Raw genomic sequence first — 17,540 nt, 5'->3', positions numbered from 1 at the left:
AAACTGGCAAAGGCGAAATGCCCGCTTTTTGAGCGATCTACCGGGGAACCAACGCAGATACGGCTTGCAGCGAAGTTCTGCACAGAATTATCCACAATTTCTGTGGACAATTAGGCCAGCTTGTCACGGCCCCGCCGCGCCGTTACAGTCTCGCCCTGAAGCGCGCCCCGTCCCTCCCCCGGAGTCCCCGTCTTGCTAGCCATCCTCCATGCCGCGGGCTGGCCGATCTGGCCCCTGCTCGCCACGTCCGTCCTCGGCCTGGCGCTCATCGTCGAACGCCTGCTGTCGCTGCGCCGCGGCCTGGTGGTGCCTCGTGGCCTCAACGAGCAGGTCGCCGACATGCTGCGCACCCGCCAGGACACCCCCGAGGCGATTGCCCGGCTGGAACGCAATTCGCCGCTGGGCCGCGTGCTGGCAGAGGTGCTGCGCCAGCGCCACCTGCCACGTCCGGAACTGCGCGCGGCGGTCGAGGACGCCGGCCGCGCGGTGGCGCACGACCTGAACCGCTACATTCCGGCCATCGGCACCATTGCCATGGTCGCGCCGCTCATGGGCCTGTTCGGCACCGTGGTCGGCATGATCGAGATCTTCGGCGCCTACGCGCCCAATACCAGCGATCCCGCGCAACTGGCGCACGGCATTTCCGTCGCGCTGTACAACACCGGTTTCGGCATCCTGATCGCCATCCCGGCCATGATCGCCCACCGCTACCTGCGGGCCCGGGTGGACGGCTACCTGGCGGCCATGGAGCTGATGGCCGGCCGGCTGGCGCGGCACGTGGGGATGGATGCCCGCGCGGACGGCATGCACGCCGAGGGCCGTCCTGGGGAGCCTCGCGCCGGGCAGGCCCGCCCATGAACTTCCGTGGACCCGACTCGGGGCGCGACGAGCTGGACATCAACCTGATCCCGCTCATCGACGTGCTGCTGGTGATGCTGATCTTCCTGGCGGCCACCACCTCGTTCGCGCGCTTCACCCAGCTCAAGGTCACGCTGCCGCAGGCCGCGGCCGAGCAGCAGGCGCCCGCGGCCATCGAAGTTGCCATCAGCCAGGACGGCCACTACGCGCTGGACGGCGTGCTGATGGATGCCGCCACCCCGCCCGACATCGCCGCCGCGCTGGCGCATGCCGCGCAGGGCAAGGCCGAGGCCTTGCTGGTCATCAACGCCGATGCCCAGGCCACGCACCAGTCGGTGATCAACGTCATGGAAGCGGCGCGCCTGGCCGGCATCGGCCGCGTCAACTTCGCCGCGCAGACCGTGCGGTGAACGCCCCTAGCTTCCTGCTCGCCTTCCTGCACCGGCAGTGGCGCCGCGGAGGCTGGCTGTCCGCGCTGCTGACGCCGCTGTCGGCCGTCACGGCGCGCGCCGTGCGCGCCAAGCGCGCCGCCTATCGCGACGGCCGCCGCCAGGCCTGGCGCGCGCCGGTGCCGGTGGCCATCGTGGGCAACCTGTACGTCGGCGGCACCGGCAAGACCCCCGTGGTGATCGCCGCGGTCGAGGGCCTGCGCGCGCTTGGCTGGACGCCCGGCGTGATCAGCCGCGGCTACGGCGTCGCCCTGGGCGCGGCGCCACGCATCGGCCAGGGCGCCCTGGCGCCGGCCGAATTCGGCGACGAGCCCGCCCTGATCGCGCGCGCCTCGGGCGCGCCGGTCGCCGTGCATCCCAGGCGCGTGCTGGCCGCCCAGGCGTTGCTGCAGGCATATCCCGACGTCGATGTCATCGTTTCCGACGACGGCCTGCAGCACCTGCAGCTGGCGCGCGACGTCGAGATCGTGGTGCAGGACGAGCGCGGCGTGGGCAATGGCCGGCTGCTGCCCGCCGGCCCGCTGCGCGAGCCCGCCCAGCGGCTGGACGAGGTGGACGCGGTGATCACCAATGCCCCGCTCGCCAAGGCCCCGCTCGGCGAAGGCGGCGCCGCGGCCGGGCCGCGCCAGTTCCAGATGCGCCTGGAGCCCGTCGGCGCCTGGCGCCTGGCGGATGGCGAACGGCAGCCGCTGGCGTGGTTCGCACAGGCGCCGCGGGCGGGCCGCGTCTCGGCCGCCGCAGGCATCGGCAACCCGCGGCGCTTCTTCCAGACCCTGCGGGAGGCGGGCATCGCCCCGGCCGCGGAACTGCCCCTGCCCGACCATTACGACTACGCCCGCTCGCCCTTCGGCGCGCTGCCTGGCGAGCACGTCCTGATCACCGCGAAGGACGCCGTCAAATGCGCTGGCCTGGACGAACCGCGGCTGTGGGAGGTCCGCGTGGCCGCGTGTTTCTCGGGCGATTTCGCGGCGTGGCTGTCGCAGGCCTTGAAGGCGGCCACCCGCGCCTGAGCGCACGCCATCCGGAACGGCCCCGGACGCCGCGTTCTGTTCTAGAATCGCGGCATGGAATCCCGCCTGCTCGACATCCTCGTTTGCCCGCTGTGCAAAGGCCGGCTCGACTACGACCGCCCGCACGCCGAACTGCTCTGCAAGGCCGACCGCCTGGCTTTCCCCGTGCGCGACGGCATTCCCGTCATGCTCGAATCCGAGGCGCGCGACCTCGACCCGACCCCCGCGCAACCCGCTCCCACGCTGTAGGCATGAGCCCGCCGAGCCGCCTCAAGGGCGAATACCGGAGTGCGCAGCACGAAGGCGCCCCGACCCTCCCGCCGAGCCGCCTCAAGGGCGAATACCGGGGTGCGCAGCACGAAGGCGCCCCGACCTTCCCGCCGAGCCGCCTCAACGGCGAATACCGAAGTGCGCAGCACGAAGGCACACGATGAGCTTTCTGGTCCTGATCCCGGCGCGTGCCGCGTCCACCCGCCTGCCCGACAAACCGTTGGCCGACATCGCCGGCAAGCCCATGGTGGTGCGCGTGGCCGAGCGTGCCAGCCTGTCGGGCGCGTCGGCCATCCATGTCGCCACCGATGACCAGCGCGTGCGCCAGGCCGCCGAATCGCACGGCCATTCCGCGCTGCTGACCCGCTCCGACCATGCCACCGGCACCGATCGCCTGTCCGAAGCCGTGCAGCAGCTCGGCCTGCCCGACGACGCCGTCGTGGTCAACGTCCAGGGCGACGAGCCGCTGATCGAACCGGCCCTCATCGACGCCGTGGCGGCGAAGCTGCTGGCCGCGCCCGGCGCCGACATCGCCACCTGCGCCTGCCCGCTGGCCGACGCCGAGGCGCTGTTCAACCCCAACGTCGTCAAGGTGGTCTGCGCCGCCGACGACCGCGCCCTGTATTTCTCGCGCGCGCCGATCCCCTGGGCGCGCGACGCGCTGGCGGGCGGCGAGCGTGTGCTTGCCCCCGATCTGCCCGCCTGGCATCACATCGGCCTGTACGCCTACCGGGTGGCGTTCCTGCGGCGCTTTCCCACGTTGCCGCAGGGCGCGCTGGAGCGTTTCGAGTCGCTCGAACAGCTGCGCGCGCTGGAGCATGGCCACAGCATCGTTGTGCACCGCGCCGACCAGCCTCCGGCGGCCGGCGTGGACACCCCCGCCGACCTCGAGCGCGTGCGGGCGTGGTTCTCCTCAAATCGGTTATAAGAGGCCTTATCCTCGCGATCCGGCAGGACATGCTGCGTTGCGGCATAATCGCCCCCGACCACAAAAACTACATTACTCTTCTGGAGCATCTATGCGTCTCATCCTGCTCGGACCTCCCGGCGCCGGCAAAGGCACCCAGGCCGCCTTCCTGACCCAGCATTACGGCATTCCGCAAATCTCCACCGGCGACATGCTGCGCGCTGCCGTGAAGGCAGGCACGCCGCTGGGCATCGAGGCCAAGAAGGTCATGGATGCGGGCGGCCTGGTGTCCGACGAGATCATCATCGGCCTGGTGCAGGACCGGCTGAAGCAGGACGATTGCGCCAAGGGCTACCTGTTCGACGGCTTTCCCCGCACCATTCCGCAGGCCGACGCGCTCAAGAGCGCCGGCGTCAAGCTCGACTACGTGGTCGAGATCGAAGTGCCCGACTCCGACATCATCGAACGCATGAGCGGCCGCCGCGTGCACCCGGCCAGCGGCCGCACCTATCACGTGCGCTTCAACCCGCCCAAGGCCGACGGCCAGGACGACGTCACCGGCGAACCGCTGGTGCAGCGCGACGACGACCGCGAAGAGACCGTGCGCCACCGCCTGTCGGTGTACCAGCAGCAGACCCGCCCGCTGGTCGACTACTACGCCGGCTGGGCGCAGCAGGATGCCGCCGTGGCGCCCAAGTACCGCAAGATCTCGGGCGTGGGTTCGGTCGAAGAGATCAAGTCGCGCCTGGCGCAAGCCCTGCAGAACTGACGACGACAAGGCTGTCCGGCACGGGCGTCCAGTCCGGGCCGATGGCCTGGACGGCCCTGGCGCCAGGCGCGCCGCCGTCCCCGACATACCCAATCCCCCCAAACACCGCGAGAGCAGAGAGCAGACATGGAAATCGCGAACAAGGTATTCATCGTGACCGGCGGCGCGTCGGGCCTGGGCGCGGGCACCGCGCGCATGCTGACCGAGCATGGCGCCAGGGTCGTCATCGCCGACCTGCAGGACGAGCCCGGCCAGGCGCTGGCCAAGGAACTGGGCCAGCGCTACGTGCACTGCGACGTCACGCAGGAAGCCGACGGCCAGCGCGTCGTGGCCGAAGCCAAGTCGCTGGGCGCCTTGTTCGGCCTGGTGAACTGCGCGGGCGTCGCCCCGGCCGCCAAGATCGTCGGCAAGAACGGCGCGCACGCGCTGGACCTGTTCCAGAAGGTCGTCTCGATCAACCTGATCGGCAGCTTCAACATGATGCGCCTGGCCGCCGAAGCCATGAGCGCCAACGAGCCGGAACCCACCGGCGAGCGCGGCGTGCTGATCAACACGGCCTCGGTGGCCGCGTTCGACGGCCAGATCGGCCAGGCCGCCTATGCGGCCTCCAAGGCCGGCGTGGCCGGCATGACGCTGCCCATCGCGCGCGACCTGTCCAAGGCCGGCATCCGCTGCATGACCATCGCCCCGGGCATCTTCGGCACGCCCATGATCTTCGGCATGCCCCAGGAAGTGCAGGATTCGCTGGCCGCCAGCATCCCCTTCCCCGCCCGCCTGGGCCGCCCAGAGGACTACGCCAAGCTGGTCCACGCCATCGTGACCAACGAGATGCTCAACGGCGAAACGATCCGCCTGGACGGCGCGATCCGCATGCCTCCCAAGTAAGCCCGGACCGTCCACAGGCCGCACGGCAATCCCCCTGCGCGGCGGCAACCGCCGCCGCGCCTTCCAAGAATCCACATGGCTTTGCTACGATCGGCCGCCACCGTCAGCGGCTTCACGCTGCTGTCGCGCATCACCGGCCTGATCCGCGACATCCTCGTCGCACGCGCATTCGGCGCCGGCCCCCTGACCGACGCCTTCTGGGTCGCATTCCGCATTCCCAACCTGCTGCGCAGGCTGTTCGCCGAAGGCGCCTTCTCGCAGGCCTTCGTTCCCATCCTGGGCGCCGCGCGCACCGAACGCGGCGACGACGACGTCCGCGACCTGCTGGACCGCGTGGCGATCCTGCTGACCGGCGCGCTGATGGTGCTGACCGTGATCGGCATCCTGGCCGCGCCGCTGGTAGTCACGCTGGTCGCCAGCGGCCTGCGCGACACCGGCCGCGGCGGCGAGTTCGCCAGCGCGGTGGTGATGACGCGCATCATGTTCCCGTACATCCTGTGCATGTCGCTGATCGCATTCGCGTCCGGCGTGCTCAATACCTGGCGGCGCTTCGCCGTTCCGGCCTTCACGCCGGTGCTGCTGAACCTGTCCATGATCGGCGCCTGCATCTGGCTGTCGCCCCGCCTCGACACGCCGATCTACGGCCTGGCCGTCGGCGTCATGATCGGCGGCGTCGCGCAACTGGTCGTGCAATGGGTGGCGCTGGTACGCCTGGGCATGGCTCCGCGCATGTCGTCCAGCCCGCGTACCGCGTGGCGCGACCCCACCGTGCAGCGCATCCTCAAGCAGATGGCGCCGGCCACGCTGGGCGTGTCGGTGGCCCAGATCTCGCTGCTGATCAATACCAACATCGCCACCTGGCTGGCGCCCGGCAGCGTCACGTGGCTGTCCTTCGCCGACCGCTTGATGGAATTCCCCACCGCCCTGCTGGGAGTGGCGCTAGGCACCGTGCTGCTGCCCAGCCTGTCGGCGGCGCATGCGCGGTCCGACCAGGCCGGCTACAGCGGCCTGCTGGACTGGGGCCTGCGCCTGGTGCTGCTGCTGGGCCTGCCCTCCAGCCTCGGCATGATGCTGCTGTCCGATGGCCTGGTGGCCACGCTGTTCCACTACGGCGCCTTCCAGGCGCAGGACGTGCAGCAGACCCGCCTGGCGGTGGTGGCGTATTCGGTGGGCCTGATCGGCCTGCTGGCCGTGAAGATACTGGCGCCCGGCTTCTATGCGCGCCAGGACATCCGCACCCCGGTCAAGATCGCCATCATGGTGCTGGTCCTGACCCAGGTGATGAACGCCCTGCTGGTGCCGCTGATGGCGCACGCCGGCCTGGCGCTGGCCATCGGCCTGGGCGCCTGCATCAACGCCGGCTCGCTGCTGGTGGGATTGCGCCGGCGCGGGGTCTACCGGCCCGCGCCGGGCTGGGGCCGCTTCCTGCTGCGCCTGCTGCCCGCGCTGGCGGCGCTGGCGGCGGTGCTGCTGTATGCCGACGCCCACATCGACTGGATCGCGCTGCAGGCCCACGCCGGCCTGCGCGGCGCGACCCTCGCCGGGGTGCTGGCCGCCTGCGGCATCGCCTATTTCGGGGCTCTGTTCGCGTGCGGCTTCCGTCCCCGCGACTTCGGCCGCCGCGGCGTTCGGTCCTGATTTCCCGTCTAAATCGAAAAAAATCGCTTTATTCGTCCGAAATAAGGCTCTTTTCGGCCCCTTGGGGTCGACAATTGCCGTTTCTTTAAGGTAAATTTTCGTAAAGTTAAGTATTTACTCACCATCTGCAAACATCGCAGACGGATTTTCACGATTAGGCAATAGTGCTCCTCGCAACCCAAGTCCCTTTAGGCTCGAGCGTGGAACCCGAATTCAGCGCCAGCCCCCAGCCTCCCTTGTCCGACCAGGTCGTGACATGGCTGGTGCTGCTGCGCTCGGGCCGCGCAACCCCCAAGGACTACGCCAACTTCCTGGCGTGGCGCGATGGCAACCCCCTGCACGAACGCGCCTGGCAGCAACTCACCGGCACGTTGAACAGCTCCATGCTGGGCCGGCTGGGCGACAACTACCCCGCCGGCTACGAAGGCGATACCATTTCCGATTCCCCCGAAGCCTCTTCCCTGCTGCCGGCCGCCGCCGCGGGCGTGTCGCTGGGCCGCCGCCATTTCCTGGGCGGCGCAATGGCGCTGGGCGCCTGCGCCGTGGGCGCCGCCTACGTCGGCAATGCCTATTACCCGCTCGACGGCCTTGCGTCCGACGCCGCCACGCAAACCGGCGAGCGCCGCCGCTACATGCTGTCCGACGGCAGCCAGTTGCTGCTGGACGCCCGTAGCCGGGTCGACCTGGAATACACGTCCAGCTACCGCATGCTGCACCTGCTCGAAGGCGCCATCTCGGTGGACGTGCAGGCCGACCCGACCCGTCCGTTTTTGGTGCGTACCGCCGAAGGCGTGGTGCGCTCGCTGGGCACCCGTTACATGGTGCGCCAGCAGGCGCGCCGCACCCTGGTCGTCGTGCACGAGCACGACGTCGAAGTCGAGACCATGGCCGGCTCGCGCATGGTGGTGCCCTCCGGCACAGGCACCCGGTTCGACAACGCCCGGATCGGCGTGCCGCGCGCCGACCTGATGCCCGACGCGGCCTGGGAGCACGGCTGGATCGAGGCGAACGACCGGCCCCTGGCCGAGGTCGTGGCGGCCCTGCGGCCGTATCGCCAGGGCACGTTGCGCGTTTCCATGGCGGCCGGTGGCCTGCCGGTGCGCGGCACCTATCCGCTGGACGATTCCGACGCCGCGCTGCGCGCCCTGGAAAACACCATGCCCATCCAGGTGTCGCGGCTGACGCCCTGGTTCGTTTCCATCAACGTACTGAGCACCTGATCCGCCCCGCGCGGCGCGGCTGCGGGGTGCGGCACCCACGCCACGCGCGTCTCCAGCACAAAGCTGTTTCCCTTGCAATCGCAGGCAAAGCTGATACAATCTTGGACTTTGCCGAATTCACAGGCTAGGCGCAACGCAGGGGCAGCCGTTTTCGATGACGTTTCTTGAAAGCGCTTCGAAAACCCATGCCCCCGCTATCCCGGCGGCTCCGGTCGACAGACAGGTCCGGATACGAGGAACAACCCCTGCGGGTACAGAACCCAGGGATGTGAACCTCACAGCCGAAGGTAAAGCCCCAAGCCAGACCCGAACCTAGTCATCCAGTAAGAGTCCTATTCCTTATGGCCAATACCGCCCAAGCTCGCAAGCGCGCCCGTCAATCGGTCGACCGCAACAAGCACAACTCCAGCCTGCGCTCGATGCTGCGCACCGCCATCAAGCGCGTTCGCCAGTCGATCGCCACCGGCGACAAAGCCGCTGCCGCCGAAACGCTGCAGAAAGCCACCAGCATCATCGACCGCGTGGCCGACAAGAACATCATCCACAAGAACAAGGCCGCTCGCCACAAGAGCCGCCTGTCGGCCGCCGTCAAGGCGCTGGCCTGATACCGGCTGCGGTCCGGCTTGCCGGGCCGCACGGCGCGCACGTACCCGTACGGCGCCCATTCGGCTTCATCGCCAAGCCTGTTTTCAGGCTGCCTGTGAATCACGGCAAGTAAAAAGGATGCCTCTTAGGCATCCTTTTTGCGTTTGGCTGGGCGGTGTCTTTTGCTCGCCGACGCATGGCCGCTTGACGCATGCGCGGCCTGACATTGCACCGGCCCGCGCACGCCGACCCAACGCCACCGAACCGCGGCCGCGCGCGTCGCCACGGCCCGGCAGCCCTGCCCTCACCCCGGAAACGCCTCGCGCAGCCCGAATACCGCCTGCTTGAAGATGCCCAGGTCGGTGCCCACCGACACGAAGTGCATGCCCATGTCCAGGTAGCGGCGCGCATCGGCCGCCACGGGCGCCAGGATGCCCACTGCCTTGCCCTGCGCGGTGATGCGGTCGTACAGATGCCCGATGGTCTCCTGCACCTCGGGATGGCCGGGGTTGCCCAGGTGGCCCAGCGCGGCCGCCAGGTCGGACGGCCCGATGAACACGCCATCCACGCCGTCCACGGCGGCGATCGCATCCACCGCCTCGACGCCCGGCCGGCTCTCGATCTGCACCAGCACGCAGATGTTGTCGTTCACGTCGCGCAGGTAGTCGGGCACCGTGCCATAGCGGTTGCTGCGCTGCAGGCCCGCCACGCCACGGATGCCAGCCGGCGGATAGCGCGTGGCGGCCACGGCGCGGCGCGCGTCGTCTTCCGATTCAACGAACGGGATCAGCAGATTGTAGAAACCGATGTCCAGCATGCGCTTGATCTCGACCGGGTCGTTCCATCCGGGCCGGCCCACGGCGGCGCTGGCGCTGCCCTGGATGGCCTGCAACTGCTGCACGAACAGCGGCACGTCGTTGGGCGAATGCTCCCCGTCGAACAGCATCCAGTCGAAGCCCGCCAGCCCGGCGACCTCGGCCGTGATGTGGCTGGTCAGGCTCATCCAGAGCCCGATCTGGCGCTCGCGGGCCAGGATGCGCTGTCGAAAACGGTTGGGGATAGGGGATGTCATGGAAAGGCTGGCCTCCTGAGGGAATGAATCTCGCGGCGGCGCCAGGGACCGGCGCCGTCACGAGGGGAAAACGTCGATGGAAAACCGGGTGGCCGCGCGCGAGGCACGGTGGCACCGCAGGCAGGATCGTGCGGCGCGCGGCACAAGGCCGCGCCACCCCAGGCAGGCGTTGCGCGGACCGCCGCGACAGGCCGCATGCCGACCCGCGCGATCGTCCAGGCGGAACGCATCATCGTCATCGCGGCAACACGTACGGCACGCCGCAACGTTCGCACAGGGGCCGAAGCACCGCCGCCAATGCCTCGGCGATCGGCACGCCCTCGCGCAGCCGGCGTGCGCGCTCGGCCATCTCGGGATCGCCGGGCACCAGCACGGGCTGCGACGGATCGGCGGGCGGCACCGCGTGCATGGTGTCGATCAGTTCGTCCATGTCCTGCGCAAAGCTGCCCGCCTCGCGGAATGCGGCCGGGTCCAGCGCCAGGAAGAAGTGGCCGATGTCGTCGGGATCGCCCGGTCCGCGGCGCACGGCATGCCGCGCGGCCAGCGCGCTGCCGCCCAGCGTGCCGCCCAGGACCTGCGCCATCAGCGCCAGGCCATAGCCCTTGTGGCTGCTCATGGCGGCCGTGCCGCCCAGCGGCGTCAGGCCGCCCTCGGCATGCTTGAAGATGTAGCGCATCGCCTCGGCCGCCTCGGTGATGACGCCGCCCGCGCCGTCGACGGCCCAGCCCGCCGGCAAGGCCTTGCCGTAGTAGTCGTAGACCTTGACCTTGTTGGCGGCCACGGTGGTGGTGGCCATGTCCAGCACCAGCGGATCGTTGCGCTGGGCCGGCGCGCCGAAGGCGATGGGATTGGTGCCCAGCACCGGCATGGCGCCATGCGTGGGCACCATGATCAGCGTGGTGGCGCTGCTGGTGACCAGGCCCACCAGGCCGCGCTGCACCGCCAGCCGCGCGTACACGCCCGCGGCGCCGAAGTGATGCGAATTGCGCACGGCGACCGCGCCCACGCCATGCGCCAGCGCCTTGTCGATGGCCATCGCCATGCCCTGCGCGGACACGGGATGGCCCAGGCCCGCGCCGCCGTCCAGCAGGGCGCTTGCCGTGCCGTCGCGCGCCACGCGCGGCCGCGCGTCGATGTGCAGGGTACCGGCGCGCAGCTTGTTCTCGTAGGAAGGCAGCATCGAGATGCCGTGCGAATCCACGCCCAGCAGGTCCGTCTCGGCCATCAGCCCGGCCGCGCTGTCGGCCAGATCATCGGGCATGCCCCACGCCCGCAGCACCAGAAGTATCTGTTCGCGTACCTGGCCGATCTGCGCACGCACCGTCCCTGCCGAATCGCCTGCCACTGTCTCGTCTCCCGTGCGGGTCGTCGCCCGCGGTTCTTTGCGGATGCCCGCCGCGCGCGGCCTGCGCAGGCCCGGCGCGGCGAACGCTGGATGCCTTCAGCCGTCGCGCTCGCGGTCCACCAGGCGATGCAGCGCCTGGCCCAGATGGAACTGCATGTTGACCCGCGCGCGCTCGGCGTCCTGTTCGCGGATCGCGATCAGGATGGCTTCGTGCTCGTCGGCCACGCGCTGCGCGCGCTGGCGCGAACCGGTGCGCGTCAGGCTCAGCGTCAGGCGCATGAAGCCGTTGATGGATTCGTGGATGCTTTCCAGCACACCCAGGAAGTAGTCGTTGCCGCTGGCTTCGGCGATGCTGGCATGGAAGGCCAGGTCGGCGGCCGGCGACACCTGGCCGTTCTGCAGGGCCCGCACGAATGCCTCGTGCGCCTGTTCGATGCGGCGCAACTGGTCGTCGGTGCGGCGCAGCGCGGCCAGGCGCGCGGCGTCGGCCTCGAGCGCCAGCCGCACTTCCTGCGCGCGTAGATAGGCCGACACGTTCTGCACGCCGTCGAAGGTCTTCAGGCGCGGCGCGGGCTGGTGGCTGACGAAGGTGCCCAACCCCTGGTGCGCCATGACCAGGCCATCGGCGCGCAGGCGCAGCAGGGCCTCGCGCACCACGGGCCGCGACACGCCGTACTTCTCGCAGATCTCGTGCTCGGACGGCAGCTTGTCGCCGACGTTCAGTCGCCCGGTCACGATCTGGTCGAAGATCTGGCCATAGAGCTGGTCCGCCAGCCGCACCCGCTGGCCGCGTTCGAGCGACGGCAGGACCTCGTCGCGCCCCTGCTCGGGGAGCGACGTCGCGGTCTGCGCTTTCCTGGGGGACACCTGGACTCCTTTGCTGCGGGCGGCTGCGGCTATGGTAGCCGTTCGCAGCCGCCGCGTCCTCAGCCGCCGATCGCGCCCTGCGTGTTCAGATGCACCGCGTACACCGACCGGCTGGCCGCCATGAACAGCCGGTTGCGCTGCGTGCCCCCGAAGCACAGGTTGGCGCAGCGCTCGGGCAGCCTGATGTGCCCCAGCAGCTTGCCCTGCGGCGACACGGCCATCACGCCGTCCTTGCCCTCGCCCATGCCCCAGCCGCACCACAGGTTGCCGTCCACGTCGCAACGCATGCCGTCGATGGTGACGCCGTCGACGGCCTCCAGGAATACGCGCCGGTTGGCCAGCTTCGTACCGCCTTCCTGCACGTCGTACACGTGGATCAGCCGGTTGGGCGTGGCGCGCCCCTCGATCACGTACAGCCGGGTCTCGTCGGGCGAGAAGCACAGGCCGTTGGGACCCTTCAGGTCGGTGATGATGGCGCCGGCCTCGCCGGTCTTGCCGTCGACGCGGTACACCGACTGCGGCAGCTCGGACGGCGCCGGACGGCCCTCGTAGTTGCCGCCGATGCCGAAGGGCGGATCGCTGAACCAGATCGAGCCGTCGGAGCGGCACACGATGTCGTTGGGCGAATTCAGGCGCTTGCCTTCGTAGCGGTCCAGCACCACGCTGATGGTGCCGTCGTATTCGGTGCGGGTCACGCGGCGCGTGAGGTGCTCGCAGGTCAGCAGACGCCCCTGGCGGTCGCGCGTATTGCCGTTGGCATGATTCGAAGGCTTGCGGAAGATGCTGACCGAGCCGGTCTCCTCTTCCCACTTCATGATGCGGTCGTCGGCCACGTCGCTCCACAGCAGATAGCGGCCGTCGCCCACCCACACGGGACCTTCGCACCAGCGCATGCCGGAGGCCAGCCGCTCGATGCCGGCGTTGAACAGGCGGTATTTGTCGAAGGCCGGATCGAGCGACACGATGGCCGGGTCCGGATAGCGCTCGGCGGGCTGCCAGGCGCGCGCCGCGCCGGGCAGGAAGACCGCCGCGCCCGCGACGCCCGCGGCGCGCAACAGCGAGCGCCGGCCGGTGTCCATGTGGCCAGCGCGCACGCCCAGGATCGCTTGCGCCCGCGCATCCTTGCGCGCGCCTGCATCCACGTGCGTGCCAGCATCCGCATCACCGCGCCCACCGGCTTGCCTGCCCGTGTCCACGGCTTCGTGCGCGCCCGCTGCCGGCGCATCGCCGGCTACCCCATATGCATCCTGCATGCGTGTCTCCTCGTTCATGCGCCGGCGTCATCGCGCCGTTTCCGTGATGGCCCTTGGCGCCAAGCGCCGCAAGCCGCAACCCTCCCCCGATGCGTCACGCCATGCCGCATGCCGCGCCCCGCGGCATCATTCAGCAGGCACCGTCCGGTCCCATTCCCGCAGGGCCCGCGCCACCGGCGCGACCTCCTCGCGTTCGGCCGCGTCCAGGCCCGTCAGCAACGGCAGCATCGGCCCCATGTCGGCCACGCCCGCCAGCGTGACCGCGTCGTGGAGCACGCGGATGGGGCTGATGCCGTCGCGGCAGTCTTCCAATGGCAGATAGTGCCGGCGCACCTGCTCGGCCTCGTCGAACCTGTCCTCGCCCAACAGGCGAAGCAGGCGCATCGAGCCGCGCGGCGCCACGCACACCGAACCCGAGGTGAAGGTCTTCAGGCCGAACGCGCGGCAATGATCGATGGCCGGGCGCTCGCCGATGCCGCTGACGATCCACTTGGCGTCCACCGCCTCGCGCAGCGCGGCCAGGTAGGGATCGTCGGTGGGATCCGGCCGCACGGCGGCGTACTTCAGCGCGGCGATGCGCCCTTCCTCGATCAGGCGCGCCACCGTGGCGGGCGCCAGGTAGTTGGTGTTCTTGATGTAGACCACGGCCGGCTTGCCCAGGGCATCGCTGAAGCGGCGCACGCCGTCGGCCAGGCCCGCGTCGGTGTAAGGGAACGACATGGGCAGCAGCATCGCGGTGGGAAAGTCGCGCGTGCGCAGGATCGCGGCCTGGTCCATCAGCTTGCCGTAGTCGGGCCCGGCGGAGGGCAGCACCCAGGTGTCCGGTCCCGCGGCCTCGGCCAGGAAATCCACCAGGCGGGCGTACTCGCTGACACCCACGTTGTAGAAGTTGGCATTGCCGCCGTACATCACATTGCGCACGCCGCCGTCTTCCAGGTGGCGCAGCAGCGCACGGTTGGCCGTCTCGTTCAGCGACAGGTCGGCGAGGCGCGCCAGCGGCGGCACCGCAATGACGGAACGCTGCAGGTCCGCGGGGGTGACCGGGGTGGTTTTCATGGAAGGGCCGTCTCCTGGGGTGCGTCCGCACGCGGGGCGCGCACCGCATACTTGTACGATGAGTTGTTTACTTGATTGACAAGCAAAAACTCTATACCTATATTGTCTGACAAGCAAGCATCCACATATTGGCCGCGACAGGGCTCGGATCACTGGGCGGCCCGCCGTTCCCACGACAGATGCGCGGCTACGCGCACACCCAGGAGACTACTCATGCTTGTCGTACCTCTACGCCTGCGTGCGGCTTGCGCCGCCCTCGTCGCGGGCGCCTGCCTGGCGCTTCCCTCCCACGCGCAGGAAGCCCGCGGCTATCCCGACCGCGACGTCCGCATCCTCGTGCCCTTCCCGGCCGGCGGCACCGCCGACATCGCCGCGCGCGTCGTCGCGGCCGAACTGGGCAAGGCCTGGGGCCGAGCCGTGGTGGTCGACAACAAGGCCGGCGCGGGCGGCAACGTCGGCACGGCCGAGGCCGCCCGCGCCAAGCCCGATGGCTATACCCTGCTGATGGGCACGGTCAGCACGCATGCCATCAACCAGTCCGTGTATTCGCAGTTGCCGTACGACCCGGTCAAGGATTTCGCGCCGGTCACGCTGGTCATCCCGGTGCCCAACATCCTGGAGCTGAACCCGGCCTTCGCCGACCAGCACAAGATCCGCAGCGTGGCCGACCTGATCGCCTACCTGAAGGCCAATCCCGGCAAGGTCAACATGGCCTCGACCGGCAACGGCACCTCCACGCACCTGTCGGGCGAGCTGTTCCAGGCCATGACGGATACCCGGATGACCCACGTGCCCTACAAGGGCAGCAGCCCCGCGCTGACCGACGTGATGGCGGGCTCGGCCGACCTGATCTTCGACAACCTGCCCTCGTCCATGGGCTTCCTCAAGGCCGGCAAGCTGCGTCCGCTGGCGGTGACCACCGCCACGCGCTCGCCGGCCCTGCCCGACGTGCCCACCATGGCCGAAGCCGGCGTGCAGGGCTACGAGGCCTCCAGCTGGTTCGGCCTGCTGGCGCCGGCCGGCACGCCGCCCGCCATCGTCGACAAGGTCCAGCGCGACGTCGCCCGCGCGTTGCAGCAGGAGGACGTGAAGCGCCAGTTGCAGGCCCAGGGCGCGGAAACCTCGGGCATCCCGCCCGCCGAGTTCAAGACCTTCATGGCCAGGGAAACCGAGAAGTGGGCGCAGGTGGTGCGCCAGTCGGGCGCCAAGGTCGACTGACCAGGCAGGCCAGGATTCGGCCGCGCCCCGTGCGCGGCCAGACGGACGCCGCCGCGACGCGCGGCCGGCGGCGCCTGACACAACGACACGCGCACCAGGAGACACCGTGTACAGACTGACCTGCGTCATCGCCGCGGCCTGCGCCCTGCTGGGCTCGGCCGCCCACGCCCGGCAGTACCCCGACAAACCCGTCACGATGATCGTGCCCTTCGTGCCCGGCGGCTCGTCCGACATCACCGGCCGGTCCGTCACGCCCGGTCTGGCCAAGCTGCTGGGCCAGACCTTCGTGGTCGAGAACAAGCCCGGCGCCAACAGCGCCATCGGTGCCCAGGCGCTGGCCCGCGCCACGCCCGACGGCTACACCATGATGGTGGGCTCCATCGGCACCTTCGCCATCAACGAAGCGCTGTACAGGAACCTCTCGTACAACCCCAGCAAGGACTTCATCTACCTGACCCAGGCGGTGCGCAATCCCAACCTGCTGGTCGCGCCGCCGTCGTTCCCCGCCGGCACGGTGGCCGAACTGGTGGCGTATGCGAAGAAGCATCCGGACAAGGTGTCGTATGCCTCGTCGGGCACGGGTTCGTCCGACCATCTGTCGGCCGTGCTGTTCCGCCAGCGCACGAACACCACCGGCGTGGACGTGCCCTACAAGGGCGGCGGCGCGGCCATCGCCGACCTGATCGGCGGCCAGGTCAACGTGTCGTTCCAGAACCTGGGCGCGGTGCTCAACCACGTGAAGGCCGGCAAGCTGAAGGCCCTGGCCGTCACGGGCGAGGCCCGCGTGCCCGGCTTGCCCGACGTGCCCACGCTGGCCGAGGCCGGCATCGCCGACATGGTGGTGTACTCGTGGCAGGGCTTCGCGGTGCCCACGGGCACGCCCGCGCCCGTGGTGAAGAAACTGTCAGACGCGCTGCGCACCACGCTGCGGGATCCGCAGGTGGCCAAGACCTTCGAAGCCCAGGGCTTCGAGGTCGTGGCCAACACGCCCGAGCAGTTCACCGCCTTCCAGCAAGGCGAAGTCAAGCGCTGGAAGGAGGTGATCAGCAAGGCCAACATCGAACTGCAGTGAGTCCTGCCCCCGTCCGCGGCGGGGCCGGTCCGCCCGCCCGCCGTGGAATCAAGTAGCATTTGTTTCACCTTCAACCGAACACCCGCAGACAATGACCAAGCCCCGCATCCTCCAGGTCGGACCGCTGTCCGGCTCGCCCTCCGCCAACGAACGTCTCGCCGCCGGCTACGACGTGTTCGAACTGTGGAAACACGCCGACCGCGACCGCGCGCTGGCCGAGCACGCCAAGGACATCACCGCCCTGGTCACCACGGCCAACATGGGCGCCAAGGCCGACCTGATCGACGCCCTGCCGTCGCTGAAGGCGATCTGCAGCTGGGGCGTGGGCTACGAGACCATCGACGTCGAGGCGGCCCACAAGCGCGGCATCCTGGTCAGCAACACGCCCGACGTGCTGACGGACTGCGTGGCCGACCTGGCCTGGGGCCTGATGATCGCCGGCGCGCGCCGCATGAGCCTGGGCGACCGCTTCGTGCGCGCCGGCCAGTGGGGCCAGGTGCATGGCAGCATCCCGCTGGGCACGCGTGTCAGCGGCAAGAAACTGGGCATCGTCGGCCTGGGCCGCATCGGCGACGCCATTGCCCGCCGCGGCCAGGGCTTCGACATGGAAGTCCGCTATCACAACCGCCGCGCGCGCGAAGACGTGCCGTACGGCTACGCCGCCTCGCTGGTCGAGCTGGCCGAATGGGCCGATTTCCTGGTGGTCGCCACGGTGGGCGGCCCGGGCACGCGCCACCTGGTCAACCAGGCGGTGCTGGAAGCGCTGGGCCCCAAGGGCCTGATCGTGAACATCGCCCGTGGTCCCGTCATCGACGAGACCGCGCTGGTCGCGGCCCTGCAGGCCGGCAAGCTGGGCGGCGCGGCGCTGGACGTGTTCGAACACGAACCCAAGGTGCCCGACGAACTGAAGCAGCACGGCAACACCGTGCTGCTGCCGCACATCGGCAGCGCCACCTACGAAACGCGCATGGAGATGGAAAACCTGATGCTGGAGAACCTGCAGTCGTTCTTCGCCACCGGCCGTGTCATCACGCCCGTGGAATGAGCCTGGATGAAGGCGGGCCGC

At 69.6% G+C, this 17,540-nt stretch carries 18 protein-coding genes; 13 read left to right on the top strand and 5 right to left on the bottom strand.

Features of this window, described 5'->3' with window-relative positions; genetic code table 11:
* Positions 1 to 192 precede the first annotated feature (192 nt).
* The 10 genes from FS845_RS12155 to rpsT all read left to right on the top strand — a co-directional run bounded on the left by FS845_RS12155 (position 193) and on the right by rpsT (position 8,611).
* Entirely contained in the window at positions 193 to 858 is a 666-nt protein-coding gene (locus FS845_RS12155) for a MotA/TolQ/ExbB proton channel family protein (protein ID WP_144635091.1), read from the top strand.
* Positions 855 to 1,268, top strand: a complete 414-nt coding sequence (locus FS845_RS12150; protein ID WP_144635088.1) for an ExbD/TolR family protein — start codon at positions 855 to 857, stop codon at positions 1,266 to 1,268. The genes FS845_RS12155 and FS845_RS12150 overlap by 4 nt, the downstream gene beginning before the upstream one ends.
* Positions 1,265 to 2,317 carry a tetraacyldisaccharide 4'-kinase gene (gene lpxK, locus FS845_RS12145; RefSeq protein WP_144635085.1) on the top strand — a complete coding sequence of 351 codons (1,053 nt, stop codon included), beginning with the start codon at positions 1,265 to 1,267 and terminating at the stop codon, positions 2,315 to 2,317. The genes FS845_RS12150 and lpxK overlap by 4 nt, the downstream gene beginning before the upstream one ends.
* Positions 2,318 to 2,371: 54 nt before the next feature.
* Positions 2,372 to 2,566, top strand: a complete 195-nt coding sequence (locus FS845_RS12140; RefSeq protein WP_144635080.1) for a Trm112 family protein — start codon at positions 2,372 to 2,374, stop codon at positions 2,564 to 2,566.
* A 181-nt stretch (positions 2,567 to 2,747) separates the two neighbouring features.
* Positions 2,748 to 3,515: a 3-deoxy-manno-octulosonate cytidylyltransferase gene (gene kdsB / locus FS845_RS12135; protein ID WP_144635078.1), complete on the top strand. Its 768-nt coding sequence runs from the start codon at positions 2,748 to 2,750 to the stop codon at positions 3,513 to 3,515.
* A 91-nt stretch (positions 3,516 to 3,606) separates the two neighbouring features.
* Positions 3,607 to 4,263, top strand: a complete 657-nt coding sequence (gene adk / locus FS845_RS12130; RefSeq protein WP_144635076.1) for an adenylate kinase — start codon at positions 3,607 to 3,609, stop codon at positions 4,261 to 4,263.
* Between the two features lie 126 nt (positions 4,264 to 4,389).
* The gene (locus FS845_RS12125) at positions 4,390 to 5,148 is read left to right on the top strand and encodes a 3-hydroxyacyl-CoA dehydrogenase (protein ID WP_144635073.1); all 759 of its coding nucleotides are present in this window, start codon (positions 4,390 to 4,392) and stop codon (positions 5,146 to 5,148) included.
* 75 nt (positions 5,149 to 5,223) lie between these two features.
* The gene (gene murJ, locus FS845_RS12120; protein WP_144635070.1) at positions 5,224 to 6,786 is read left to right on the top strand and encodes a murein biosynthesis integral membrane protein MurJ; all 1,563 of its coding nucleotides are present in this window, start codon (positions 5,224 to 5,226) and stop codon (positions 6,784 to 6,786) included.
* A gap of 200 nt (positions 6,787 to 6,986) precedes the next feature.
* On the top strand, positions 6,987 to 8,006 hold the full coding sequence (locus FS845_RS12115) for a FecR domain-containing protein (RefSeq protein ID WP_260986260.1): 1,020 nt from the start codon (positions 6,987 to 6,989) through the stop codon (positions 8,004 to 8,006).
* Positions 8,007 to 8,347: 341 nt separating this feature from the next.
* Complete coding sequence (gene rpsT, locus FS845_RS12110) at positions 8,348 to 8,611, top strand: 30S ribosomal protein S20 (RefSeq protein ID WP_066133630.1); 264 nt, start codon at positions 8,348 to 8,350, stop codon at positions 8,609 to 8,611.
* A gap of 284 nt (positions 8,612 to 8,895) precedes the next feature.
* On the opposite strand, the gene garL is transcribed toward rpsT, so the two are convergent.
* From garL to FS845_RS12085, 5 genes are all read right to left on the bottom strand, one after another.
* Positions 8,896 to 9,663 (bottom strand): 2-dehydro-3-deoxyglucarate aldolase, encoded by a 768-nt coding sequence (garL, locus tag FS845_RS12105; RefSeq protein WP_144635067.1) that lies wholly within the window; start codon positions 9,661 to 9,663, stop codon positions 8,896 to 8,898.
* 235 nt (positions 9,664 to 9,898) lie between these two features.
* Entirely contained in the window at positions 9,899 to 11,008 is a 1,110-nt protein-coding gene (locus FS845_RS12100) for an Ldh family oxidoreductase (RefSeq protein ID WP_260986259.1), read from the bottom strand.
* Between the two features lie 96 nt (positions 11,009 to 11,104).
* The gene (locus FS845_RS12095) at positions 11,105 to 11,815 is read right to left on the bottom strand and encodes a FadR/GntR family transcriptional regulator (RefSeq protein WP_260986271.1); all 711 of its coding nucleotides are present in this window, start codon (positions 11,813 to 11,815) and stop codon (positions 11,105 to 11,107) included.
* 119 nt (positions 11,816 to 11,934) lie between these two features.
* A complete protein-coding gene (locus FS845_RS12090) occupies positions 11,935 to 12,954 on the bottom strand; it encodes an SMP-30/gluconolactonase/LRE family protein (RefSeq protein WP_144635772.1) in 1,020 nt (339 codons plus the stop codon).
* 300 nt (positions 12,955 to 13,254) lie between these two features.
* Positions 13,255 to 14,184 carry a dihydrodipicolinate synthase family protein gene (locus tag FS845_RS12085; RefSeq protein ID WP_144635061.1) on the bottom strand — a complete coding sequence of 310 codons (930 nt, stop codon included), beginning with the start codon at positions 14,182 to 14,184 and terminating at the stop codon, positions 13,255 to 13,257.
* Positions 14,185 to 14,397: 213 nt separating this feature from the next.
* On the opposite strand from FS845_RS12085, the gene FS845_RS12080 reads away from it, so the two are divergent.
* The 3 genes from FS845_RS12080 to FS845_RS12070 all read left to right on the top strand — a co-directional run bounded on the left by FS845_RS12080 (position 14,398) and on the right by FS845_RS12070 (position 17,519).
* Entirely contained in the window at positions 14,398 to 15,402 is a 1,005-nt protein-coding gene (locus tag FS845_RS12080) for a Bug family tripartite tricarboxylate transporter substrate binding protein (RefSeq protein ID WP_144635058.1), read from the top strand.
* Positions 15,403 to 15,508: 106 nt separating this feature from the next.
* Positions 15,509 to 16,474, top strand: a complete 966-nt coding sequence (locus FS845_RS12075) for a Bug family tripartite tricarboxylate transporter substrate binding protein (protein ID WP_144635055.1) — start codon at positions 15,509 to 15,511, stop codon at positions 16,472 to 16,474.
* A gap of 91 nt (positions 16,475 to 16,565) precedes the next feature.
* On the top strand, positions 16,566 to 17,519 hold the full coding sequence (locus FS845_RS12070) for a 2-hydroxyacid dehydrogenase (RefSeq protein ID WP_144635052.1): 954 nt from the start codon (positions 16,566 to 16,568) through the stop codon (positions 17,517 to 17,519).
* Positions 17,520 to 17,540 lie beyond the last annotated feature (21 nt).

The sequence above is a fragment of the Bordetella genomosp. 13 genome, assembly GCF_007679965.1.
In the GTDB taxonomy this organism is placed as follows: domain Bacteria; phylum Pseudomonadota; class Gammaproteobacteria; order Burkholderiales; family Burkholderiaceae_B; genus Bordetella.
This window is presented reverse-complemented; position numbering and strand designations above follow the sequence as displayed.